Origin of the sequence: Paenibacillus sp. NFR01 (assembly GCF_900111565.1) — a bacterium.
Classification (GTDB): Bacteria; Bacillota; Bacilli; order Paenibacillales; family Paenibacillaceae; genus Paenibacillus_AQ.
The window spans coordinates 323,845-345,837 of record NZ_FOIK01000001.1 but is presented as its reverse complement, the minus strand read 5'-3'; the positions used below and the strand labels follow the sequence as shown (position 1 = coordinate 345,837).

Genomic DNA, 21,993 nt, shown 5'->3' with positions numbered 1-21,993 from the left:
TTACCATATCAAATATATATAGCGGCCAGCAGAAGCTCTGCCCGGTCGTTTCTTATAATTTAACTACGTTAGCTGCTTGTGGACCACGGTTACCGTCAGTGATGTCAAACTCAACGGCTTGACCTTCATCCAAAGTCTTGAATCCGTCGCCTTGGATAGCCGAGAAGTGAACGAATACGTCTTCGCCGCCTTCTACTTGAAGAAAGCCATAACCTTTTTCTGCGTTAAACCATTTTACTGTACCTTTCAAATGAACAACCTCCTAAAAATACCGCCATATATGGCGTATAACTGTATTATACCCCATCAGTCCTTGTAAAGCAATCCATCTATTCCCTGTCTGGCGGATTTAATTTGCTTTTCCCTTCACCGGTGCGTTATCATTGTCCCAAAAGCCAAAATTCGCCAGGGTGGTAATTCTAATGATTAAAAAACACGAAATTTACAAAACCGACAAATGGAACATGATGACCGTAGAGGTTCAAGGCCGCTACATCATCCTCCGGGAAATTTCCGATCAATGGGGCGAGGAGACCCACACCTTTATGAGCCGGCCGGCCATGATGGAATGGGCGCACAGCCGCTTCAACAAAGAATCCTACAAGGACAACGAAGAGGAATACCATAATATTATGGAAGCATTCAAGCAGGTGTGACGGATGGGAAATGAAAATCTTGCCATTTACGTCGTTGTCGTCCTCTGTCTCGGCGCGGTGCTTCTGATGCTCAGGGACCGGATTCCGGCCCGCCTGAAACGCAGCCTTGCGCTGACGGCCGTCATCCTGATTGCGCTCGCGTTTGTTTTCATTATTTACAGTTTCTTGGCATAGCTAATAGAATCCGGATTTGGCGGGGCATACTAAGCGAGACTTTACATATTCAGGAGGCCATGCCCATGTTTCCCGCCGCCAAATCCCTCCCGCTTTTGCTTTCGCTATGCCTGCTGGCCGGCGATTGCGCAGCAGCGCCTTCTTTGTGCCAGACTTCGGCGACGGCCGCATCCCAACCATCGAGGAGGATTTCTATGGAACAATTATTGAAGAGAAGTGAAGTACCCGCCGAAAACCGCTGGAAGCTTGAAGATATGTTCGCATCGCAGAAGCAGTGGGACGGGGAATACGAAGACGCCAAAAAGCTGATCAAAGAGGCCGCCAATTTTCAGGGCAAGCTGTCGGATCCCGATTCGCTGAAGGCCTGCTTTGAGCTGGACGACAAGCTGTCCCTCCTGACCGAGCGCCTTTATGTCTATGCACATATGCGCCAAGATGAAGATACCGCTGCTCCGGAGTATCAGGCACTCTCCCAAAAAGCGAAAAAACTCAGCGTGGAAGCCGGCGAGGCGTTGTCCTTCGTGACTCCGGAAATCCTCTCCCTGCCCGTGGAGAAGCTGGATGAATTCATTGCCGATCCGGAGCTGAAGGATTATACCTTTACCCTGACCGAAATGAAACGCGAAAAAGCGCATGTCCTGTCCAAAGAGGAGGAAGCGCTGCTCGCCCAGGTGGGCACGCTGGCTCAGGCGCCGCAAAGCATTTTCGGCATGCTGAACAATGCGGACCTTAAATTTCCGAAGATCAAAAACGAAGAAGGCAAGGAAGTGGAACTGACGCACGGCAGCTACATCCAGTTCTTGGAGAGCCCTAACCGTGAAGTGCGCAAAGCCGCGTTCAAGGCGGTGTACGGTACGTACAGCAAGCAAAAAAATACGATTGCCGCTACGCTGAGCGCAAACGTCAACAAAAACGTCTTCTACTCCCGGGTACGCAAATACCCTTCCGTCCTGGAAATGTCGCTGTACGGCGACAACATTCCGAAGGAAGTGTATACCAACCTGATTGATACCATCCATGAAAGCCTGCCGCTGATGCACCGCTATATGAAGCTGCGCCAGAAGCTGATGGGCGTGGATGAGTTGCATATGTATGACCTGTTCGCCCCGCTCGTGGACGAATACAAGCTCGATATTACCTTCGAGGAAGCCAAGAAAACGACGCTGGAGGGCCTCAAGCCGCTCGGCGAGGACTATCTCAAGGTGCTGCAGGAAGGTTATAACAACGGCTGGATCGACGTATACGAGAATGAGAACAAACGCACCGGCGCTTACAGCTGGGGAGCCTACGGTACGCATCCGTACGTGCTGCTGAACCATAACGACAACCTCAACAGTATGTTCACGCTGGCGCATGAAATGGGCCACGCCCTGCATTCCTATTACTCGGATAACACGTTGAAATACCGGGATGCGCAATACACGATTTTCCTCGCCGAAGTGGCGTCGACAACGAACGAAGCGCTGCTGATGGATTATCTGCTGAAGAAATCGACCGATCCGAAGGAAAAAATGTACCTGCTCACTTATTATGCCGACCAATTCCGTACGACAGTGTTCCGGCAAACGATGTTCGCCGAGTTCGAGAAGATCGTGCACGCGCGCGCCGAAGAAGGCGAGTCGCTCACGCCGCAGGATCTGTCCGCCATTTACTATGACTTGAACGTGAAGTATTACGGCAAAGACATGGTAGTCGACAAGGACATCGAGATGGAATGGGCACGGATCCCGCATTTCTACAACAGCTTCTACGTGTACAAATACGCAACCGGCTTCTCCGCGGCCACCAGCTTCTCCAAACAGATTCTGGAGGAGGGCCAGCCGGCGGTCGACCGCTATCTCGGCTTCCTGAAGAGCGGCGGCAGCGACTACTCGATCAATATTCTCAAAAAAGCCGGGGTTGACATGTCCTCGCCGGAGCCGATCCGCGAAGCGATGAGCGTCTTCGAGAGCGTTATCGAACAGATGGAGCAGCTGACGAAATAAACATAAATACGCCCCTTCTTCCCTCTTCCGGGGGGAGAAGGATACATATCTGTCTCATCCCTTGTCCTGACGGGTAAGGGATTTTATTATGGATTACAGGAGGCCCGGCTCATGAAAACTCAATGGAGCGTTATTCTCGGACTGATCTTTGCTTTGGTTATTGCCATCTTCGCCGTTTTTAACGTCGGTTCGGTTCCGGTGGACTTCGGTTTTACGGAGGTCACCCTTCCCCTGATCGTTGTGATTCTCGGCTGCACGCTGATCGGAGGGCTTATCGTCGGCGCTTTCGGCATTGTCCGTCAGTTCAAGCTGCAGAAGCGGATCAAGCTGCTGACCGCAGACCTGGCTAAGGCAAACGATACGATCGCCAAGCTGGAAAATCCGCCGCTGGAACCTTTTTCCGGATTGCCGGATACCACCGCACCTTCTATTTAACCAAATGATAAGAGCAAACCCAAACCCAATTCGAGGAGGAATCTGAAATGCCTTTATCCATCCAACCCAACGAAGAGTATATCCTGCGCTTATTGAAACGACTGCTCGACACCCCGAGTCCGAGCGGCTTTACCGCTCAGGCTATGGGCATCGTCGCCGAAGAAGCCGCCGCGCTAGGCACGGCGTTGACCTGGAATGAAAAAGGCGGAGCGGTTCTAAGCGTTCCCGGCCTGGATCCGTCCCGTACGATCGGCCTAAGCGCGCATGTCGATACGCTTGGTGCGATGGTACGTTCAGTGAAGTCGGGCGGCACGCTGCGCCTGACTTCGGTAGGCGGCTTCACCATGCACAGCATCGAAAATGAATACTGCACAATCCATACCCGCAGCGGCTTAACGTACACCGGCACGATTCTGACCAGCCATCCGTCGGTGCATGTATACGCCGATGCGCGCGACTTCAAACGCGCTGAAGAAAACATGGAAGTACGCATCGACGAGCTCGTCTCCACCAAAGACGATGTGCTGAAGCTCGGCATCGGGGTCGGCGACTTCGTTTCTTTCGACGCCCGCGCGGTGGTGACGCCTAGCGGGTATATCAAATCGCGCCACCTGGACGACAAAGCCAGCGTGGCGGCGATCTTCGGCCTGCTCGAGAGCGCCAGACGGGAAGGCTGGAAGCCGCTGCACAATCTCTCCATCCTCATCTCCAATTACGAAGAGGTCGGCCACGGCGCAGCCTGGATTCCCGGCGAGATCAATGAAATGATCGCCGTAGACATGGGCGCGATGGGCGATGACCTCAGCTGCAAGGAGACGGATGTCTCCATTTGTGCGAAGGATTCCAGCGGCCCGTATGATTACACGATGACCAGCCGGCTGATTGAACTGGCCAACGGCCTGGGCATTCCGTTTGCGGTCGATATTTATCCGTCCTACGGCTCGGACGCCTCTGCCGCACTGCGCGGCGGCAACAACATCCGCGCCGCGCTCATCGGTCCCGGCGTGCATGCCTCGCATTCGATGGAGCGCACGCACAAACAGGCCGTGCTGAATACGGCCAAGCTGCTCGCCGCCTATGTGGGCGCGAATTAACACGGGCCGAAGGGCGGGTGCCCGGCTCCGGCCCGGACGGCGGACGGCGGCGCTCGCCCTGTTCGCCGCCGTTGCGGCCGTGGCAGCGCTGGCGGCCCGGCCGCACAAGCAGGCGGAGGAGGCGTTTAACGGCCTCCCCCGCCTGTACACGTATCTGGAGGCGGATACGTCCCGTCAGGTGCGGCTGCACCTGATGGGCCTCGCTCCAGACGATGTGGTGCTGCGCGCCGCCGGCACGGCGCTGCGCCCGATCGCCGCCTATGGCATCAACGGCGGCTTTTTCTACGGCAAGGACCTGCTGTCCATTGCCGTAATGAATGATACGCCGGCCGGCGGCGTGCGCGGCGCCTACGGGTCCGGCTGGTTCAACGCGAAATATGCGCGGGGAACCCTGATCTATGACGGCGCGGCGGGCATGCTGTCCGTGCAGAAGGCCGCCGCTGCCGACGAGCTGAACGTCACCGACCGGGGCCATTACTGGGCCCAGGGCGGCGTCAGCATGAATGTGCAGCAGGAAGAGCTGTGGGCCGCCGAAGCGGAGGCGGAGCATTTGCCTTTTGCGGACGAAGCGCGGCTGCGGTCCGGCATGGTCTATGACGATGCCGGCAAGGTATGGCTGATCGTCAGCGAGTCGCTCTGCACGGCGGCGGATTTCCGCACCGCCGTGCTGGAGGCGGTACCCGGCGGCGTGCGCGAGGGCATCTTCCTCGACGGCGACGGCTCGTCGCAGATGAATGCCGCGGAGGCCGTACTGACCGGCGACTCAAGGCCGGTCATGCAGATGATTGCCGTCTCCACCGGCAAATAGGTCAAGATTAATCCACTCGGCTGCCGCAGGGATCAAAGCGGTAGTCGATATTTTTTTTATCGCGGTCCAAAATCGTCAGCTTGTCGCCCGACTTGCCGATAATGTAACGGACGCTTGTTGCATCGACATCCTCCTGCGCATCGACCGACAGCACCGCGGTTACCTGGATGCGGGTTGCCGAACGGCTAAGCACCTTCACCCTTCTCGGGATATAAATCAGGTCTCCGGGATCTCCTGCAATCATGTACAGCCTCTTTTGATGCAGAACGGTGTGAAGGCTGCAGAACAGGCGGTTGCTCAGCTCTATGCCCCAATATCGCCGAAAGTAGGCGATCAGCTTTGTCCGGGTGCTGAATTTCAGCGGCAGGCGGATATATTGCGTATGGTCTACCGAGATTACATGATCCCGCTCCGCCGAATGATACACATCCAGCCAGGCCGCTTCGGCGGCGGCAATAAAGGCACGCAGCTCTTCGGATATTTGCGCCGTTTTCGGCATACGCACTCTCTCCTCCAATGAATTTGCGATGGTTTATCGGCACGCCTGATAACGGGGATCGGTATTCTTTTTATCCCGGTTCAGGACGCGGAGCTTGCTCCCCGATTTGCCGATCAGGTAACGGACTCTTTCCGTTTCTGTATCATAATGTTCCTCTGCGGATAATACCGCCGTGACGCGGATGCGGCTGGCCGTACGACTGTCTACCCGAATGCGGCGGGGAATGAACGGAATAATTCCGGTATCGCCCACAATGGCATAAAGCCTGTTCTTCCGGGTTACGGTTTGCAGATTGCAGAACATCCGGTTGCTCATCGCGCTTCCCCAATACTGTCTGAAATAGGCGATCACCTTCGCTTTCGTACTGAAGCGGAGCGGCAGCAGTTTATATTCGGTTCCATCCACGACGATGATCCGTCTGTCACTGGCCGAGTCGTAAACGTTGAACCAGGCCCGCTCGGCGGCGGCGATCAGCGCCTTCAGCTCGTTTGGCGTTTGGGCTGTTTTTGGCATAACTTCCCCTCCTTACCACAGTGTATGCCCGGCTACGCCCGCCGCCCGGGTGTCTGTCCACGGTCAAGGATATTTATGTGCATGCCAAATAACCCCGCAAGTGGGGCTTTGGCTTCAACGTTTATTCAGGCTGGCAGCCTCTTATATGACGGAGGAACGTTTACTTGCTTGCGCTGAAGCTAATGCGAATCCGGGGAATATCCGCTGCCATGGCCTTGTATTCCGCTGCCCATACCGCATCGTTCGGATCGTATTGGACATCGCCGGGCAGGACGATTGTGTACACTTTTCCTTTCGCTTCGCCTACCTTCCATACCTTGGCGTTATCCCGTATCGCCGCTTCGGATTTCTTCCATTCCCCCGGTTCCCAGACCAATACCGAAAACAATATACCGCCGTACCTGTTTTTAAAGAGGAGATTGGCGGGTCCCTCCGGATTCGTTGGCCCTTCCACGACCGCATATTTGCCCTGCCAGGAGTCCGGCAGCTTCATCGTAAACCCGTATTTCGCGTTGCTGTACCGTATCGTGGCCTGCTCTGGCACAACCTGCCCGTCCAGCTTCCTCACCTGCAAAAAGACCTCACTGGAGGCCCGTAAATCACCATTCCCGACGGCGGTGAACGTCGTCTTATCCACGCCAAGTTGTTTGACGTTAAGCGGCGCTTCGCCGATCTTGCGGTTGTCTTCATCGTAGAAGGACAGCACGGCCGTCATCGTATGCAGCGAATTGCCGACTCCGGCAAGCTGGAGCTGGCCGGTGATCCACGTATTTTTGCCGCTTTTACTTAAAAGGATATTGCCGGCGCTGAGACCCGGAACCCTCGTGTCCGTGATATCCAGGGGACCGTTCTTGACCATCACCGCATGGCGATCCGCATCGTAGCCCGCCGTCCCGCCGAGCGCCTCGGCCATGAACTGCAGCGGCACATATATACTGCCGTTGATGTTAACTGCTTTTGCTGCTGCATTCTTTGATACCTGCTGCCCGTTAACTTCAAAAATGGCATTCAACCAAGCGGCTTTGAGCCCTCCCGCGGCAAACGCAGCACCGGAAACCGTGAGCAGCAGTCCGCACAGCAGACCTAAAATGAACTTTTTCATCCACATCATCCCCCATGGAAAACGATGTAAGTATAGACGCGTGCATGAGGATTTTGTTGCTATTTCGCCGCCTAAAATATGGTAAGATGGATAGATCATTGAAGCGTTCAAGGAGGAAAAAATGAGCACAGGACCGGAACCGGATTATTGGATGAGGTTTTTTGCATTATCACAAGCGGGGTTTGAGGCGCTGGCGCCGATTATTTTTCTGATGCTGGCAATCGGGATGGTGCTGGCGGCCGTTTTCCACAAACGGATCTCGGACAAGAAATGGATGTTTCTCGGCTTCGATTACATCGCACTTGGATTCATCTTTGCGAACATCGTGGATTTCCGGGTCCGTTACGCCAGCCTGCCGTTTATCTGCATCATTGTCGGCATTGTTTATACCTTTATAGGATTATTGAAAAAGTCTTAACGGAGCGCTGGGAGGGCAGACAGAATAGGACGTGAGGCGGCTGGTGCACGGTGAGGCGGCTGGCTAAGGTGTCAAGCCGCTAACCGCGGCGTGAGGCTACTGCTGCGGCATGAACGCCTCATTTTTTACAATGTCGTTCACCACTCAGCCGTTCGGCCCTTGGTCGTTTTCACCGAAAGGTTCCCCTCAGGCCTTCATTGCATTTCGTACAACGGATTCGCCCAAAAAGGGCGCTTTTTGCTGATTCGTTGCATTCTGTGCAATGGATTTCGGTGAACTCACCAAAAAGGCCATAAAAATCAAAAATCCGCTGCACAGCATGCAACGGAATGAATAAAGAACGTTTTTTTCGTGGTTTTTATTGCATGTTTTGCAACGAAGCTGCAATGGAGAGCGGCCTCCCCTGCTGCTATACCTATAAGAAGGGCCATCCACGCGCCAAAAAGAATGCGGCAGGGATGGCCCTTCTTTGTTATTTGCCGGCGATACGCTCGGCCAGCTCGTTCAGGTAAGTCCAGCGCTCCATCAAATGCTCCAGCTCGGCTTCGCCGGCTTTCTGCTTCGCCATCAACTCCTGCAGCTTGACGGAATCCGCAAACGCGGCTTCCATCTCCGTCTGGATGTCGGCGAGCCGCTGCTCGGCCCGTTCGATCTGTTCGTCGATGGTTTCATATTCCTTCTGCTCTTTGAAGGTGAATTTGAGCTTCTCCTTAACCGGCGTCGCGGTCTCCCCTTCGGCAGAAGCGGCCCGTTTGCCCCCGGCATCCTTGCCCTTGGCGGCTTCGCCGCTGCGGGACGGAACATTCTTGGCCAGCCACTCTTCATATTCGGTATAATCGCCGACATGAATCCGCAGCGTGCCGTTCTCAAACGCGATCAGCTTGTCGACCACACGGTCGAGGAAGTAGCGGTCATGGGATACGGTGAACACGACGCCCGGGAATTCCTCCAGATAATCTTCAAGCACCGACAACGTGCTGATATCCAGATCGTTCGTCGGTTCGTCGAGCAGCAGCACGTTGGGCGCGCCCATTAATACGCGCAGCAGATAGAGACGCCGTTTCTCGCCGCCGGACAATTTGGCGATCGGCGTCCACTGCATGGCCGGCGGGAACAAGAAACGTTCCAGCATTTGCGCCGCCGTTATGACGCTGCCGTCCGATGTACGGATGACTTCGGCTTCTTCCTTGATATATTCGATGACGCGCATCGAATCGTCCATCTCCTGATGCTCCTGCGTAAAATAGCCAAGCTTGACGGTCGCGCCCAGCTCTACTGCACCGCTGTCCGGCTCAAGCCGGCCGGCAATCAGGTTCAGCAACGTCGATTTGCCGCTGCCGTTGCGGCCAACGATGCCAACACGGTCCTGCGGCACGGCGATATAGGTCAAATCCTTGATAAGGGTTCGCCCGGCCATCGATTTGGCAAGGTCCTTGATCTCGATGATTTTCCGGCCCAGCCGCGTCGCGGCTACCGAAATATCCATCCCTTCGGTTTTAGACGTACCGACGCTATCCTTCAGCTTCTCGTAGCGGTCGATCCGCGCCTTCTGCTTCGTCGAACGGGCTTGAGCGCCCCGGCGAATCCAGGCCAGCTCATTTCGGAGTAGATTTTTCTTCTTTTGCTCCGTAGCCGCTTCGCGTTCCTCGCGCTCCGCCTTCAACTCCAGAAACCGCGAGTAGTTCGCTTCATAGCGGAACATCCGGCCGCCGTCCAGCTCCAGCATCACGCTTGCCACCCGTTCCAGGAAATAGCGGTCATGCGTTACCATCAAAAGGGCGCCGCGGCGTTTCTGCAGGTATTGCTCCAGCCAGGCGACCGAATCGGTGTCGATATGGTTGGTGGGCTCGTCCAGGATAAGCAGCTCGGACGGCGTAATCAGCGCCGCCGCCAGCGCGACGCGCTTGCGCTGGCCGCCGGAGAGATCGCCCATTTTGGCCGCGAAGTCGGTAATGCCGAGACGGGTCAACGCGTTTTTCGCTTCACTCTCCAGCGCCCAAATTCCTGCGGCATCGATGTCCTGGCCCAGCCGCACCAGCTTGCCTTCCAGGGCGGCGTCGCCCGGCTGACGCTCCAGCAGCGCCGCCGTGTCCATATAGTCGCGCATCAGCTTCAGGCCTGGATCGTCGCCGGCGAATACCTGCTGCAGCACGGTATGCTCCGGTTCATACGGCGGATTCTGCGCCAGGTACTGCACGCGCACATCGTTGCCGATGGCGATCTGCCCTTCATCGGCTTTGTCCAGCCCGGCAATGATCTTGAGCAGCGTCGATTTGCCGGTGCCGTTCACGCCGATCACGCCGATTTTATCGCGTTCGTCCATCCCGAACGACGCGTCACGGAACAGTGTTTTCTCGCCGTAGCTTTTGGTGAGATGTTCCACGGTCATAATATTCATGCTTGATCCTCGCTTGCCTTGTAGTTTATGTTGTTGCCGCTGCGGCACTTGGCTTACAGCAGCAAGACCAGCAGCGCGGCGGCTCCGCCGATCGCCGAGCTGAGCAGGTTGACGGCGTCGTTATCCATCCGCCGCCAGCCCCGGGCATGCTCGGTCGGCTGCCCGCAGTGCCGCGCGGCCTCCACCTCGCGGCCGCAGACGGTGCAGCGGTTCATCCGCTGCACCGTCACGCCCAGCAGCGAGTCCGCGAATGCGCCGGCGAGGCCGCCGATCAGGCCGGCCAGGGCCAGCTCGGCAAACGGCCGCGCGGGCATCCCTGCGGCTTCGCGCAGCAGCCAGGCCGCGCTGCCAATAAGGGCGCCGCCCGCCGCGGCGGCCAGCGTGCCCGGCCAGGAGACGCCGCCGGAGGCGCCTGTCGGCAGCCGCTTGCCCGTCAAGACCGAGCGCGGCGGCCGCTTCTCCAGCGTGCCGATCTCCGTCGCCCACGTGTCGGAGGTGACGGCAGCCATCGCGCCGACGAAAAACAGCTCCCAGCGTATATCCGGCAGGATGGCTCCGCCGAGCACGGCGAGCATGCCGATTCCGCCGTTGGCGAACACCTGGCCGGCATCGCGCTTGCCGGTCTTGTCGTACGTCTCCTCCAGCTCGGCCTTGCGGTCATGCCGTAGTTTCGACAGCAGGCTGGAGGAGATAAAAAACAGCAGCAGGATGCCGAACCAGAAGGCGTTGCCTGCCCCGAAATAAACCGTGCCCATCACGACGGCGGCAGCCATGCCCGAGAAGCTGAGCGAGCCTTTATAAAAGGCTGCCCCGGCGACCAGCAGTGCGCCGCAGGCTCCGACGATCCAGCGCAGCAGCTCGATGACCATCAGCCGATCAGGCAGGAGCCCATCAGCCGGTCGCCGAAGTACAGCTCGAAGGAATCGCCCGGTACCACTGGACCGACGCCGGCAGGCGTGCCGGTGAAGATGATATCGTCTTTGCCCAGCCCATAGCGCGAACCGATGAAGTCAATGATCGTCTGGAGCGAAAAGATCATGTTGCGGACGTTGCCCCGCTGCACTTCCTCCCCGTTCTTGCGGACGGTGAAATCGGTCGCTTCCAGCTCCTCTTGATCCGGAAAAGCAATGTACGGCGTCAGCGGAGCGGCGTTTTTGAACCCTTTGGCCGGCGTCCATGGCAGGCCTTTCTTTTGCAGGTCGTTATGGATATCCCGCAGCGTGAAATCGAGGCCCAGCGCCATCACATCGACCAGGTCTTGCACCGTTTTTCCCGGCTCGTAGTCGCGGGCGATCCGCAGCACAAGCTCGCCTTCATAATGGATCAGGCCAACGCCTTGTGGCAGGCGGATAACCGCCTTGTCGAGATCGACTGCCGCATGGGATGGCTTTAAGAAGATCAGCGGCTCTGCGGGAACCTTGTTGCCCAGCTCTTCGGCATGCATTTTGTAGTTGCGTCCTACACAATAAATGTTGTTAACACCGGAACCCATCGGACCATCGGCCTCCTTCAATTTGGCTACGTATTTAAAAATGTCGCGCCCCAAATATCGGGACGGTTGGTGCAGATCATAATGTCGGAGTTCATCGCGGCCAGATGGCGCATCTCCTTGGCTTTATTGACGGTCCAGGCCATGGTGCGGACGCCACGCTCCGTCAGCCTGGCCGCCAGCTCCTTGTTCAGCCGACCAAAGTGGATCGACAGGAACGAGCAGTCCAGTTCCTTAAGCTTCCGGTCAGGGTCTCCTGAACGGGCGTCGTAGATAAGGCCTGTGCGCAGATCCGGAGCCAGCGATTTGACCTTCCGGAGCGCTTCGCTGTCAAATGAGGTCAACACCACATCTTCCTGCATCCCTTTGGCATAAACCAAATCGATTACCGCCTGCTCCAGTCCCGGGTACATATTCCCCGTTGTCTTCAGCTCAATGTTGAGCCGCAGCTTGCCGGCGGCAAGCTCCAGCACTTCCTGCAGCGCCGGGACGCGTTCGCCGCGAAAGGTCCTGCCCTTCCAGCTTCCGGCATCCAGCCGCCGCATTTGCTCATAATCCATATCCTTGACTTTTCCGTGTCCATTGGTGGTGCGGTCCAGCGTAAAATCGTGAATGACGACGGGTACGCCGTCCTTGGTCAGCTGCACATCGATTTCCATCCAGCGCACATACGGGAGCGCCAGCGCCATGCGCACGGCAGCCAATGTGTTCTCGGGTGCTTTACCGGAAAATCCCCGGTGGGCGACGCACATATTTTTCATGTCAGGCACCTCCGCAAAAATGGATGTCTATGGACTTTACAGTGGGTGAACGGGCTTACTTGGCGCGGACGACCGAACCGTCTGTCCGGATGTTAACAAGCCCGCTGGACAATGCCTGAACTTTGGTCAGCAGCTGCCGGCCATCCTCGGCATTCATCGGCACCGGACGTCCGAGCTCCGCATTCATCGGAGTCAGCTTCAGCGAGCAATCGCCCGAGACGCCGCACTGCGCCGTGAACACGGCCGTCTCCCAGGTAGCGGGTACGGTTGAACGGGTAAAAATAAAGTTCCCCGTGCTGTACGCAATCCACTTCCCCTTATACGGTTCGATGCCCTGGAGCACATGCGGGTGGCCCCCGATCACCAGATCGGCGCCGGCATCGATGAAGCTGCGGCCAAGCTCCTGCTGTGTGCCGTCATATTGCTCGACGCGTTCCTTGCCCCAGTGGACGATGACGATGACGAGATTATTGTCCGCTTTTTCACGGGCAATCGCCTTCAGTGCCTCACGGTTATCATACACCGACGCGACGCCGGGTTGATTCGCTCCGGCCACCCAGTCGCTATGCGGAATAACGCGGGTAAAGCCTAACAGCGCAATCTTGATGCCTTTGCGTTCAAAGTGCTGCGCGGTGTACGCTTCCTTGGCATTGCGTCCGGCTCCGACATGGGGAATGCCGCGCTGATCCAAATGACCCAGCGTATCCAGCAGCCCTTCCGTGCCCATATCCAGCGAGTGGTTATTGGCCAGATTGACCGCATCGACACCGGCGGCTTTCAGGGCGTCCAGCGCCTGCGGCGCGCTTTTGAACACAAATTGCTTGTTCACCGCGCTTACGCCGCCTGTGGTCACCGGCGTTTCCAGATTGACCACCGTCAGATCATCCTGCTTGAACATCCCGCCCAGAGCGGAAAATGGATAATCATACCCTTGCTTCTGCAGCAATTCGCCGACTTTCCCGGCAAAAATCACATCGCCCGCGAAATTCAGAGTTACGTTATCTCCCGGCGTTCCTGAACCGGTTCCTGCGCCGCCGGTTGCGGCAGGCTCCAGTGTAGGTTCCGGCGTGGCGGTTGCCGACGGTTCGGGCTCAGGCGTCTCCATCTGAGTGGCCGTCGGCGTAGGTGAAACTTCAGATGAAGGCGAAGGGGGCGCTGTCACGGCAGGTTCATCCGGCGGCGGGCTCTCGCCTGCCGCAGCAGAATCCGTTGGCGCTGCCGAAACAGCCGGCTCGGGCGGTGACGCTCCCTCTTTGCCGGTACCGATAAAATGATAGGCAAGCAATGCAGTAATCAATGCGAGCAGAGTACCATTAATCATCCATGCCCAAGCCGTTTTGCGCCTGCGTTTTTTGCTGCGTTGCTGGTCTTGCCTGTTGCTTGATCGCGGCGGATACATGGGTAAAAATATACTCCTTTTCGTTAAAGTGCTTTTATTATAGCATATGAGCCGGCAAAAGCTCTTCCCTCGGCATAGCAAAAGCGGTGAAACAACGGCTTACCGCCGTGCTCCACCGCCTTCATCAACATGACAAATCGATCTTATAAGGCATGTGCCGCGGCTTCCGCCGTTTCCTTCGCCTGTTTGATGCAGTCCGGCATGCCGATGCCGTCATATCCCGCCCCGAACGCGTAGACGCCGGGAAGCTTTTGGGACAATTCGCCGCGTAAGGCGGCAATATTCTGCATATGCCCGACAGGGTATTGCGGCATCGAAGATTTGAGGCGGGTAATCTCCGCGAACTTCGGCGTCGCGGTAATGCCCATGATTTCGCGCAAATCCTTGCGCACCAGCTCGGTCAAAGCGTCATCCGGCAGCGCGACATTCTGCTCGTCGCCGGCCCTGCCGACATAACAGCGCAGCAGCACCTTGTCGTCCGGACTTGTGTGCAGCCATTTCGTCGATGTCCAGGTGGATGCTGTGATATTGCGGTTCTCCTTCCGCGGGACCAAGAATCCGGAGCCGTCGTATTCGCTGACGATGTCCTTCTTCTCGAAAGCCAGTACCACATTGGCCACGGAGACATAGTTGACGCGGTCCAGCGCGGATACATCCACATGCGGGCGGAGCAGGTCTGCGGCAATGAAATTTTGCACAGTAACATAAATGTCGTCTGCCGGAAGAACTTCCCCGCTGTCCAGTTCCACCGCATAGCGCGATGCCGGCATTCCGGCGGGCACCGCAGCATCAAGGCGCTTAATCGCGGACACCGCGGTTCCGGTACGCTGCTCCACATCGTGAAGGTCGCGGATCAAGGCGTTCACAAGGCTTCCCAGCCCCCGGCGGAACGTAAGGAAAGCACTCTTCTTTGTTCCGGTATGCGTCTCCGCCGGCTTACGGCCGGTCGTCATGCCACGGATCAGGCTGCCGTACTTGCGCTCCACTTCCCCGAACTGCGGGAAGGTCGCCTGCAGGCTGATCTTGCGCATATCGCCGGCGTAAATACCGGCCAGCAGCGGCTCGGTGATGTTCTCCAGCACCTCGCTCCCGAGGCGCCGTTCGATCAGCTCGCCGAGCGGCTCGTCGTCCTTGCTGCGCCGCGGCGGCAGCACGAAGTCCATCATGGCCCGCAGCTTGCCTCCCAAGGAGACGAGGCCGCTCCTCAGGAACGGACGCAGCTCCGTAGGTACGCCGAGCACGAGACCCGCCGGCATCGGATGCAGTTTGCCTTTTTGCAGTATGTAGGTCTTTTTGGCATTCGGATTGGTGGTAACCAGCTCCTGCTCCAGTCCCAGCTCCTTGGCCAGCTCGGTCATCACCGATTTGCGGGCCAGATAAGAATCCGGCCCTTTCTCGATGACGAAACCTTCCTTCTCCAGCGTCTCGATCTTTCCGCCCAGTCTGGCTTCCTTCTCGACAATGACAATCTCCGGAGTGACTCCGGCTTCACGGTAATATTTGCGTACATAATAGGCAGCGCTGAGGCCGCTGAGCCCACCGCCGACAATGACGATCCTGCGCGGTACCTCCGTCATTGCTGCTTCACCTTCAATTCACATGCCGCCTGGCGCACCACATCGCTGAGCACGGCCATATAAGCAGGATCGCTGTTCAGCGAATCAATGCGCATCAGCCGCAGATCCAGCTCGCCGGCCAGCGCCTGCGCTTCGATATCCAGATCGTACAGCACCTCCAAATGGTCGGAGACGAAGCCGATCGGCGCGGACAGCACATATTTCACCTGCTGATCATCGGCCAGCTCGCGAAGCGTATCCAGGATGTCCGGTCCGAGCCACGGCTCGGAGGTACGTCCCGCGCTCTGCCAGGTGAACTGCCAGTTCTTCACACCCGCAACGTCGGCAACCGCCTGCGAGGTTGCCAGCAGCTGGTCGCGGTACGGGTCGCCCATGGAAAGGATCCGCTCCGGCAGGCTGTGCGCGCTGAACAGGACGCGTACGTCCTCGCGCCCCGCGCCGGTCTCCTCGAAGGCGTCAAGCTTATCCGCCACCCGTTTGCCCAGCGCTTCAACCAGCACCGGGTGCAAATGGTAGCTTTCCACGCCGATGAAACGGATGCCGCAGGCCTCCGCTTTTTCCTTGGCGCGTTTAAGATATCCGCCCACGCTCATCACGGAATAATGCGGCGCCAGCACGACGCCTACCGCTTCGGTAATGCCGTCCCGGGCCATCGCTTCCACACCGTCTTCAATGAACGGGGACGCGTGCTTGAGCCCCTGGTAACATACAAATTCTACTTCTCCGCCGCCCCGTTCGTTGTCCAGCGCCTCCTGCAGCGCTTCGACCTGGCGGTCCGTATTCTCCCGCAGCGGAAACACCCCGCCCACGATCGCCTCATAACGGTCCTTCAACTCCTTGAGCTGATCGGCGGTCGGCGGGTTGCCGCGCCGGATATGCGTGTAATACGCTTCAACGCCCTCCAAACTTTCGGGGGTGCCGTAAGACATGACGAGTACACCGATTTTGGCTGTCATGGAATCCATCTCCTTTTACGAATAATGTCCGTAGGTTGCAACAGTTCCGAAAGAATCCGCTACTTACAGCTGCTTCGCTTCCGCCGTTTGCTTCAGGACTTGCGCCGAATACTCATGCACGAATGCAGTCAGCTCTTTTAGCGTGTCCAGCGAGGCTTCCGGAAATAAACCATGCCCCAAATTGAAAACATACCCCGGTTCCCGCACCCCTTCGTCGATCAGGTCCTTGGCGCGGCTCTTCAGCACATCCATCGGCGCGGTCAGCAGGTACGGATCGAGATTGCCCTGAACGGCAAATCCGCCGCCCGTTCTCCGCCGTCCTTCGGTCAGCGATACCCGCCAGTCGAGTCCGATGACATCGGCTTTGAGACCGGCCAGGCTTGGCAGCAGCTCGCCCGAGCTGACGCCCGGGAAATAAATTTTCGGCACATCAAGATCGGAAAGTTCGGCAAAAATACGCGAAACGGTCGGCAGCACATACTGCTCGAAGTCCCGCGGAGCCAGCGCTCCGACCCAACTGTCGAACAGCTGGAACGCCTTGCCCCCGCTCTGCACATGGCTGCGAAGATAAGCGATAACCATATCGCCCAGTTTCTCCATCAGCTTCTCCCATACCTTCGGCTGCCCGTACATCATTTCCTTGGTGCGGTGATAGCTCTTCGAAGGTCTGCCTTCGATCAGGTAGCTGGCAATGGTGAACGGCGCTCCTGCGAAAGTAATAAGCGGAACGTCCAGCTCGCGGACCAGGATGCGGATCGTCTCCAGAATGTGGCCGAGATCGCCTTCCACGTCGATCGGTTTCAGCCGTTCCACGTCCGCCGCGCTGCGGATCGGCTGCTCGATGACAGGACCGACATTCTTAACGATGTCGAAATCCACGCCGAGGGAAGCCACCGGGTTCATGATGTCCGAATAGAGGATCGCCGCATCGACGCCAAGCTTGCGGACCGGCATCAGTGTCACCTCGGCGGCCAGCTCCGGCTGGCGGCAGATCTCCAGCAAGGAGTATTTCTCCTTAATTGCGCGATACTCGGGATCGTAACGTCCCGCCTGCCGCATGTACCATACCGGGACATGCTCCACGGCCTGCCTGCGGCAGGCGCGGATAAATGCGTCGTTGTAGGTCATGATAAGATCTCCATTTGATTTGATAGGATATTAGGCTGCGTACATATATTCTTATTATGCCCTTTTTGAAACTTGGTAACAACCGGGACGCCCGCCTTCGAATGACAATCCCATGACATAACTATGACAATTGTTGCAATGAGTATCCAAAAAAATGTGTTATACTATTTAGATGTAAATTTTTCGTGAATTTTTTCGAGATTTTTGAAAGGAAGTGAAAGCACTTTGAAGAATTGGGAGACGTGGAAAATCAACCTCATCGTGCTTTGGTTCGGCCAATTCCTGGTCAACGCCGGGATGACGATGATCACGCCGTTCCTGTCGCTCTACCTGGCCCAGGATCTTGGCGTAAAGGGAGATGCGGTCGGCATGTGGGCCGGCCTCATTTTTGCCGCCAACTTTTTGACCTCATTTATTTTCCAGCCGCTCTGGGGCAAGCTGTCCGACAAATACGGCCGTAAAATCATGCTGCTGCGCTCCAGCTTCGGCATGGCGCTGGTCATCGTGCTGATGGGCTTCGCCCAGAATCCGATCCAGCTCCTGCTGCTGCGGCTGCTGAACGGGACGATTTCCGGGTTCAATCCCGCTTCCATCGCCCTCGTCTCCGGCAGTACGCCGAAGCCGCGAATGGGTTTTGCCATGGGGCTGATGCAGTCGGGTTCGGTTGCCGGCACGATTTTGGGGCCTTTGATCGGCGGTGCCATGGCTGACGTTATGGGCTTCCGGCCGATTTTCTATGTCGTGGGCACGCTGCTGTTCGTTGCTTCGCTGCTGGCGATGTTTCTGGTCAAAGAAAGCTTCGACCGCGCCGAAGCGGCCAAGGTCCCGCAGATCTCCGTGCTGGAGGGCTTCAAAGAGCTGGCGAAGGTACAGCAGCTGCCCGCCCTGTTCGGCGTTACGTTCCTGCTGCAATTCGCGATGATCAGCCCGATGTCGCTGCTGCCGCTCTATGTACAGAAGCTCCATAACTCCGCCGTCGATATCGCCTTCTGGGCCGGTATGGTCAGCGCGGTGACTGGCATCTCCAACATGATCGCCTCGCCGCTCCTTGGCAAGCTGAGCGACAAGGTCGGCGCGCACCGGATTCTGACGTTTGCCCTGATCGGCGCCGCGCTGTTCCTGATCCCGCAGGCTTTTGTGACCAGCGTCTGGCAGCTGATTGCCGTGCGGTTCCTGATGGGCATCTTTATGGGCGGCCTGCTGCCGAGCGTCAATGCCCTGATCCGCTCCTACACGCCGGACGGCAAGGAGAGCCGGGCTTTCGGCTTTAACAGCAGCATGCTGGCGCTCGGCAATATGCTCGGTGCGGTGATCGGCGGCTTTTTATCCGCATATATCGGCATCGAGGGCCTGTTTATCATCTCGGGCGGTTTCCTGCTGGTCAACACGGTATGGGTGCGCTTGAAACTGTATCATCACAAGGAGCCGCGGTGGTTCCGGTAAGGATTATCGAAAGGGAGGGGCACGGGGAGGATGACAGAATTGAGCCATATTTTATTTGAGTACATGTCGGCTCTGACTTCGCTTAATCAAGAGGAGCAGCAGGCGATCATGAACGAGATCCAGGTCGAGGAATTGAAGAAAGGGGCAATGCTGTTCAGGCAGGGCGATGCTCCAACTAAATGTTATTTTATTCTGCAGGGATGTGTGAGGCAGTATTCGGTGGATGAAGCCGGCCGGGAGATTACGTCGAATTTTTATACCGAAGGGCAGGCCGTCGTCCTTTTCAACCATCATAAACGGGATAAATCGTCCGACTATACGTTCTGCTGCCTGGAAGACTCGGTAATGGTCATCGGGGATCTGAACACCGAGCAGGACATGTACCGGAAATATCCGCAGCTGGAGCTGATGACCCGCAGAATGATCGAGGAAAGCTTCAGCAACGTTCAGGAGGAATTTGCCGCTTTTATCGCTTCATCGCCGGAAGAGCGCTTCAAAACCTTGCTTCAGAAACGCCCCTCCCTGATCAACCGCGTTCCGCAGCACCAGTTGGCGAGCTATCTTGGAATCACCCCTGAATCGCTGAGCAGAATCAAGAAGCGGCTTTCCCTCCCCTGAACAGCATCCACAGCCCGAAGCCCTCTTCTCCCGCTGTCATCGGTATCATGAACACGATTTCCAGGATTTTGGCAACCCCTTCGGCATCTGCGAAAAAAAGCTTCACGACATGGATCAGAAAGTAGCCCAGCGCACCCAGCAGCAATAAGATGCCGATCCATTTCGGCATGCGGTCCGCCCGCAGCGTCAATACACCCAGAATGAGCAAATGCCCTGCAAAAACGATCAGTCCCATCGACCAGACGGCATCAAAAGCCGTCATATGCAGCATCGCGTTCGCGGCGAGCTGTTCGTCCGTAAAAATACTTGCAACGTCTCCCCTTTGATTCACGGTCTGCAGAACCAACAGCAACATGGCGATTGCGACTCCCAATATCCCCGAATAGATCAGCCGCAGCCATGCGCCCAGCAGGGACAGCTGCGGATGTACGGGCTTCATGAGCAGATAACACGCCCAGGCCGCCACGATATCGCAGACCATAATCACCATCCAGCCGAAGATTTCCGCTTTGAACCTATTGGAGTGCGAGAGAAGATTTCCGAACGTAGCTTCGGCATCTCCTTGCACTATGAAGCTTGCATGCGCATAACCGTACGCAAACGCGGCGGCCGCGGTCATCAGCATCAGCGCAACCCCGGCGGTTAAGGCATATTTCCGCAGCTCCGGCATTTTTTGAACGTTCATAATGAACCCTCCTGATCATGTGTGCTTTCGTCCATTGTATCCGGAGGGCTGGAGGCGTTCATTGACTTAAGTTAATTACAGCAAGATGTGGAAAGCCGTACGGTATCCGTTATGTTATTTTTATTGCAGCAGAAGTTAATGTAAGGCCGAGGCATTACAAATCACAATCCGAAGGGAGTTTTTTGATCGGCGCATAAATATGATAGTCCGCATCGAGCCGGTGAACGTCTTCAAAAGCCTGGATGAGCTCGATTTCGGTATCGGCTGTTTCAAGCCTGGAGATTTTCAGGAACCGGGCATAATCGCCTTTCAGCACCTCCCCGATTTCAAGCAGGTCGCCGCTGTATTTGAATCTCGCGCTAAAAATCCGAGGTACATCAACGGTGAAGTAATACGGCTCGTCAATCTCGATACCGCCTGGAATTCCGCACAGCACCTTGAACCGGGTAGAGTCGGGCTGGCAGTTGGAATAAATCACATAACACGGGCTGTTTGTGACTTCGTCCATATGGCTTAGCAGCCTCTCCGCCTGCGAGCGAATCTTCGTCTTGTAATCCTCGTCGGCCAAATCGACCTCAAAGGCGATGCCGCTGATCCGGGTCGCCTGGAAATCGGTCAGGGTGAAATCCGTAACGATGTCCCCGTTGATATTTTTGACCGGCCGTGCCACTACCGCAGGAATGGGAACGGGGGAGATCGAGGCACTTCCCGATTTGAGCGAGCTGGGGGCGACGCCGTATTGCCGTTTAAAGGCGCGGGTAAACGAGGCTTGCGTTCCAAAATTAAGCCCGTATGCAATGTCGGTCAGAGAACCGCTATGATTGCGGATCATGGTTAATGACGCATTTAATCTTCTGGACAGAATGTATTGGCTGAGGGAGCAGCCCATCATCGCCGAAAACAGCCGGTGAAAATAATATTTGGACATATTGAAGGCCCCGGCAACGGATTCTACGGTCAAAGGCTGCTGCAAATGCTCCTCGATATGCGTCAAAGCGCGTTCGATGATCGGTGACTGTTCCATGAAGGCCCACCCCTTATGTATGAAATGGTTCAAGGTCATTCGGATCCAGTATACCATAGTCCATCAAATTTTAATGGATTAACTTAGGAGGAATAACGATGGTGCGCGATCGGAGAAATGCTGGAATATTGGGGGTCTTTTATATCCTTGCCGCCGTATCGTCGGTAATTGCGGTGATTTTGTACGGACCGGTTTTATCGGACCATTGGCAGACAGCCGTGGCGGAAGGGACAGAAACGAAAGTCTTATTCGGCGTCTTCAATGACCTCATCCTTGTAGTCACGGCTGTAGGAACAGCGGTTATGCTATTTCCATACCTCCGGCTTTGGAACGAACATATGGCGCTGGGGTATCTTTGCTTTCGATTTATGGAAGCCGTTTTTATTGCAATCGGTCTTCTCTGCATCTTAGGCTTGCTGCAACTGAGCTCGGCTTACAATCCCGCCGACCCCGGAAGCCTGTCTCGTCTTGAGCCTTCCGGACTGCTGCTTCAGGGAATTTACCGCTGGACGGCGATGCTGGGTCCGAATTTCATGTTAGGCATTAACACGATGCTGTACAGTTATTTGCTCTTGCGGGCAGGTTATGTTCCTAAACCGCTTGCGTTCACCGGAATGGTCACAGCCGCGATGGTGTTTACAGCCGGTATGCTGCAAATGTTCGGGATCATCGGTCCTTTTTCCGCAGCAAAGGGGCTCCTGGCGCTCCCCGTGGGCGTTTACGAAATGAGCTTGGCCGTCTGGTTATTGAGTAAAGGGTTGAATCTATCCAAGCGCTGAAAAAAAGCGCCGCTTGCTGCCGGTGGAAAAACGGCGGCGGGCGGCGCTTTTT

24 protein-coding genes are annotated in these 21,993 nt (G+C 56.5%); 10 read left to right on the top strand and 14 right to left on the bottom strand.

Annotated features, from left to right (window positions below; all coding sequences use genetic code 11):
- Positions 1-52: 52 nt before the first annotated feature.
- A complete protein-coding gene (locus BMW84_RS01555; protein WP_019911834.1) occupies positions 53-250 on the bottom strand; it encodes a cold shock domain-containing protein in 198 nt (65 codons plus the stop codon).
- Positions 251-422: 172 nt separating this feature from the next.
- Here BMW84_RS01555 and BMW84_RS01550 point away from each other — a divergent pair, with 172 nt between their 5' ends.
- From BMW84_RS01550 to BMW84_RS01530, 6 genes are all read left to right on the top strand, one after another.
- Positions 423-656: a hypothetical protein gene (locus tag BMW84_RS01550; protein WP_091063713.1), complete on the top strand. Its 234-nt coding sequence runs from the start codon at positions 423-425 to the stop codon at positions 654-656.
- Positions 657-659: 3 nt separating this feature from the next.
- Positions 660-830 (top strand): hypothetical protein, encoded by a 171-nt coding sequence (locus BMW84_RS24630; RefSeq protein WP_175498637.1) that lies wholly within the window; start codon positions 660-662, stop codon positions 828-830.
- A 194-nt stretch (positions 831-1,024) separates the two neighbouring features.
- Positions 1,025-2,815, top strand: coding sequence for an oligoendopeptidase F (pepF, locus tag BMW84_RS01545; RefSeq protein WP_091063712.1), 1,791 nt, complete (start codon positions 1,025-1,027; stop codon positions 2,813-2,815).
- A 111-nt stretch (positions 2,816-2,926) separates the two neighbouring features.
- Entirely contained in the window at positions 2,927-3,250 is a 324-nt protein-coding gene (locus BMW84_RS01540; RefSeq protein WP_091063711.1) for a LapA family protein, read from the top strand.
- Positions 3,251-3,297: 47 nt separating this feature from the next.
- The gene (locus tag BMW84_RS01535; protein WP_091063709.1) at positions 3,298-4,344 is read left to right on the top strand and encodes a M42 family metallopeptidase; all 1,047 of its coding nucleotides are present in this window, start codon (positions 3,298-3,300) and stop codon (positions 4,342-4,344) included.
- Complete coding sequence (locus BMW84_RS01530; RefSeq protein WP_091063706.1) at positions 4,328-5,152, top strand: phosphodiester glycosidase family protein; 825 nt, start codon at positions 4,328-4,330, stop codon at positions 5,150-5,152. The genes BMW84_RS01535 and BMW84_RS01530 overlap by 17 nt, the downstream gene beginning before the upstream one ends.
- Positions 5,153-5,159: 7 nt before the next feature.
- Here BMW84_RS01530 and BMW84_RS01525 read toward each other — a convergent pair whose 3' ends face one another.
- The 3 genes from BMW84_RS01525 to BMW84_RS01515 all read right to left on the bottom strand — a co-directional run bounded on the left by BMW84_RS01525 (position 5,160) and on the right by BMW84_RS01515 (position 7,266).
- Positions 5,160-5,651: a DL-endopeptidase inhibitor IseA family protein gene (locus BMW84_RS01525; RefSeq protein WP_091063705.1), complete on the bottom strand. Its 492-nt coding sequence runs from the start codon at positions 5,649-5,651 to the stop codon at positions 5,160-5,162.
- Positions 5,652-5,684: 33 nt separating this feature from the next.
- Positions 5,685-6,164 carry a DL-endopeptidase inhibitor IseA family protein gene (locus tag BMW84_RS01520; RefSeq protein WP_091063702.1) on the bottom strand — a complete coding sequence of 160 codons (480 nt, stop codon included), beginning with the start codon at positions 6,162-6,164 and terminating at the stop codon, positions 5,685-5,687.
- Between the two features lie 160 nt (positions 6,165-6,324).
- Positions 6,325-7,266, bottom strand: a complete 942-nt coding sequence (locus tag BMW84_RS01515; protein WP_175498636.1) for a stalk domain-containing protein — start codon at positions 7,264-7,266, stop codon at positions 6,325-6,327.
- Positions 7,267-7,387: 121 nt separating this feature from the next.
- On the opposite strand from BMW84_RS01515, the gene BMW84_RS01510 reads away from it, so the two are divergent.
- Positions 7,388-7,684, top strand: coding sequence for a hypothetical protein (locus tag BMW84_RS01510; RefSeq protein WP_091063698.1), 297 nt, complete (start codon positions 7,388-7,390; stop codon positions 7,682-7,684).
- A 472-nt stretch (positions 7,685-8,156) separates the two neighbouring features.
- Here the strand turns inward: BMW84_RS01510 and BMW84_RS01500 are convergent, their stop codons facing one another.
- From BMW84_RS01500 to hemE, 8 genes are all read right to left on the bottom strand, one after another.
- Positions 8,157-10,082, bottom strand: a complete 1,926-nt coding sequence (locus BMW84_RS01500; protein WP_091063694.1) for an ABC-F family ATP-binding cassette domain-containing protein — start codon at positions 10,080-10,082, stop codon at positions 8,157-8,159.
- A gap of 53 nt (positions 10,083-10,135) precedes the next feature.
- Positions 10,136-10,936: a DUF92 domain-containing protein gene (locus BMW84_RS01495; protein WP_091067901.1), complete on the bottom strand. Its 801-nt coding sequence runs from the start codon at positions 10,934-10,936 to the stop codon at positions 10,136-10,138.
- A gap of 14 nt (positions 10,937-10,950) precedes the next feature.
- Positions 10,951-11,574: a fumarylacetoacetate hydrolase family protein gene (locus BMW84_RS01490; protein WP_091063692.1), complete on the bottom strand. Its 624-nt coding sequence runs from the start codon at positions 11,572-11,574 to the stop codon at positions 10,951-10,953.
- A gap of 26 nt (positions 11,575-11,600) precedes the next feature.
- Positions 11,601-12,332 (bottom strand): glycerophosphodiester phosphodiesterase, encoded by a 732-nt coding sequence (locus BMW84_RS01485; RefSeq protein WP_091063691.1) that lies wholly within the window; start codon positions 12,330-12,332, stop codon positions 11,601-11,603.
- A gap of 55 nt (positions 12,333-12,387) precedes the next feature.
- Complete coding sequence (locus tag BMW84_RS01480) at positions 12,388-13,653, bottom strand: CapA family protein (protein WP_368086695.1); 1,266 nt, start codon at positions 13,651-13,653, stop codon at positions 12,388-12,390.
- A gap of 221 nt (positions 13,654-13,874) precedes the next feature.
- Positions 13,875-15,308 (bottom strand): protoporphyrinogen oxidase, encoded by a 1,434-nt coding sequence (hemG, locus tag BMW84_RS01475; RefSeq protein WP_091063686.1) that lies wholly within the window; start codon positions 15,306-15,308, stop codon positions 13,875-13,877.
- Entirely contained in the window at positions 15,305-16,264 is a 960-nt protein-coding gene (gene hemH, locus BMW84_RS01470) for a ferrochelatase (RefSeq protein WP_091063684.1), read from the bottom strand. The genes hemG and hemH overlap by 4 nt, the downstream gene beginning before the upstream one ends.
- A gap of 63 nt (positions 16,265-16,327) precedes the next feature.
- Positions 16,328-17,392 carry a uroporphyrinogen decarboxylase gene (gene hemE, locus BMW84_RS01465; RefSeq protein WP_091063681.1) on the bottom strand — a complete coding sequence of 355 codons (1,065 nt, stop codon included), beginning with the start codon at positions 17,390-17,392 and terminating at the stop codon, positions 16,328-16,330.
- Positions 17,393-17,617: 225 nt separating this feature from the next.
- On the opposite strand from hemE, the gene BMW84_RS01460 reads away from it, so the two are divergent.
- Positions 17,618-18,835 (top strand): MFS transporter, encoded by a 1,218-nt coding sequence (locus tag BMW84_RS01460; protein WP_091063679.1) that lies wholly within the window; start codon positions 17,618-17,620, stop codon positions 18,833-18,835.
- Positions 18,836-18,874: 39 nt separating this feature from the next.
- Complete coding sequence (locus BMW84_RS01455) at positions 18,875-19,453, top strand: Crp/Fnr family transcriptional regulator (RefSeq protein ID WP_091067898.1); 579 nt, start codon at positions 18,875-18,877, stop codon at positions 19,451-19,453.
- Here BMW84_RS01455 and BMW84_RS01450 read toward each other — a convergent pair.
- Both BMW84_RS01450 and BMW84_RS01445 read right to left on the bottom strand, forming a co-directional pair.
- The gene (locus BMW84_RS01450) at positions 19,428-20,138 is read right to left on the bottom strand and encodes a DUF4386 domain-containing protein (RefSeq protein WP_091063676.1); all 711 of its coding nucleotides are present in this window, start codon (positions 20,136-20,138) and stop codon (positions 19,428-19,430) included. The genes BMW84_RS01455 and BMW84_RS01450 overlap by 26 nt on opposite strands.
- Before the next feature lie 154 nt (positions 20,139-20,292).
- Positions 20,293-21,162 (bottom strand): helix-turn-helix transcriptional regulator, encoded by an 870-nt coding sequence (locus BMW84_RS01445; protein WP_091063673.1) that lies wholly within the window; start codon positions 21,160-21,162, stop codon positions 20,293-20,295.
- Positions 21,163-21,260: 98 nt separating this feature from the next.
- Between BMW84_RS01445 and BMW84_RS01440 the strand changes: the two genes are divergently transcribed.
- The gene (locus tag BMW84_RS01440) at positions 21,261-21,941 is read left to right on the top strand and encodes a DUF4386 domain-containing protein (protein ID WP_091063671.1); all 681 of its coding nucleotides are present in this window, start codon (positions 21,261-21,263) and stop codon (positions 21,939-21,941) included.
- Positions 21,942-21,993 lie beyond the last annotated feature (52 nt).

Excerpts from the sequence above, each read along its gene's own strand:
- BMW84_RS01550 (WP_091063713.1), top strand. The coding sequence starts at position 423 with ATGATTAAAAAACACGAAATTTACAAAACCGACAAATGGAACATGATG.
- BMW84_RS24630 (WP_175498637.1), top strand. The coding sequence starts at position 660 with ATGGGAAATGAAAATCTTGCCATTTACGTCGTTGTCGTCCTCTGTCTC.
- pepF (WP_091063712.1), top strand. The coding sequence starts at position 1,025 with ATGGAACAATTATTGAAGAGAAGTGAAGTACCCGCCGAAAACCGCTGG.
- BMW84_RS01540 (WP_091063711.1), top strand. The coding sequence starts at position 2,927 with ATGAAAACTCAATGGAGCGTTATTCTCGGACTGATCTTTGCTTTGGTT.
- BMW84_RS01535 (WP_091063709.1), top strand. The coding sequence starts at position 3,298 with ATGCCTTTATCCATCCAACCCAACGAAGAGTATATCCTGCGCTTATTG.
- BMW84_RS01530 (WP_091063706.1), top strand. The coding sequence starts at position 4,328 with ATGTGGGCGCGAATTAACACGGGCCGAAGGGCGGGTGCCCGGCTCCGG.
- BMW84_RS01525 (WP_091063705.1), bottom strand. The coding sequence starts at position 5,651 with ATGCCGAAAACGGCGCAAATATCCGAAGAGCTGCGTGCCTTTATTGCC.
- BMW84_RS01520 (WP_091063702.1), bottom strand. The coding sequence starts at position 6,164 with ATGCCAAAAACAGCCCAAACGCCAAACGAGCTGAAGGCGCTGATCGCC.
- BMW84_RS01515 (WP_175498636.1), bottom strand. The coding sequence starts at position 7,266 with ATGAAAAAGTTCATTTTAGGTCTGCTGTGCGGACTGCTGCTCACGGTT.
- BMW84_RS01510 (WP_091063698.1), top strand. The coding sequence starts at position 7,388 with ATGAGCACAGGACCGGAACCGGATTATTGGATGAGGTTTTTTGCATTA.
- BMW84_RS01500 (WP_091063694.1), bottom strand. The coding sequence starts at position 10,082 with ATGAATATTATGACCGTGGAACATCTCACCAAAAGCTACGGCGAGAAA.
- BMW84_RS01490 (WP_091063692.1), bottom strand. The coding sequence starts at position 11,574 with ATGGGTTCCGGTGTTAACAACATTTATTGTGTAGGACGCAACTACAAA.
- BMW84_RS01485 (WP_091063691.1), bottom strand. The coding sequence starts at position 12,332 with ATGAAAAATATGTGCGTCGCCCACCGGGGATTTTCCGGTAAAGCACCC.
- BMW84_RS01480 (WP_368086695.1), bottom strand. The coding sequence starts at position 13,653 with ATGATTAATGGTACTCTGCTCGCATTGATTACTGCATTGCTTGCCTAT.
- hemG (WP_091063686.1), bottom strand. The coding sequence starts at position 15,308 with ATGACGGAGGTACCGCGCAGGATCGTCATTGTCGGCGGTGGGCTCAGC.
- hemH (WP_091063684.1), bottom strand. The coding sequence starts at position 16,264 with ATGACAGCCAAAATCGGTGTACTCGTCATGTCTTACGGCACCCCCGAA.
- hemE (WP_091063681.1), bottom strand. The coding sequence starts at position 17,392 with ATGACCTACAACGACGCATTTATCCGCGCCTGCCGCAGGCAGGCCGTG.
- BMW84_RS01450 (WP_091063676.1), bottom strand. The coding sequence starts at position 20,138 with ATGAACGTTCAAAAAATGCCGGAGCTGCGGAAATATGCCTTAACCGCC.
- BMW84_RS01445 (WP_091063673.1), bottom strand. The coding sequence starts at position 21,162 with ATGGAACAGTCACCGATCATCGAACGCGCTTTGACGCATATCGAGGAG.
- BMW84_RS01440 (WP_091063671.1), top strand. The coding sequence starts at position 21,261 with ATGGTGCGCGATCGGAGAAATGCTGGAATATTGGGGGTCTTTTATATC.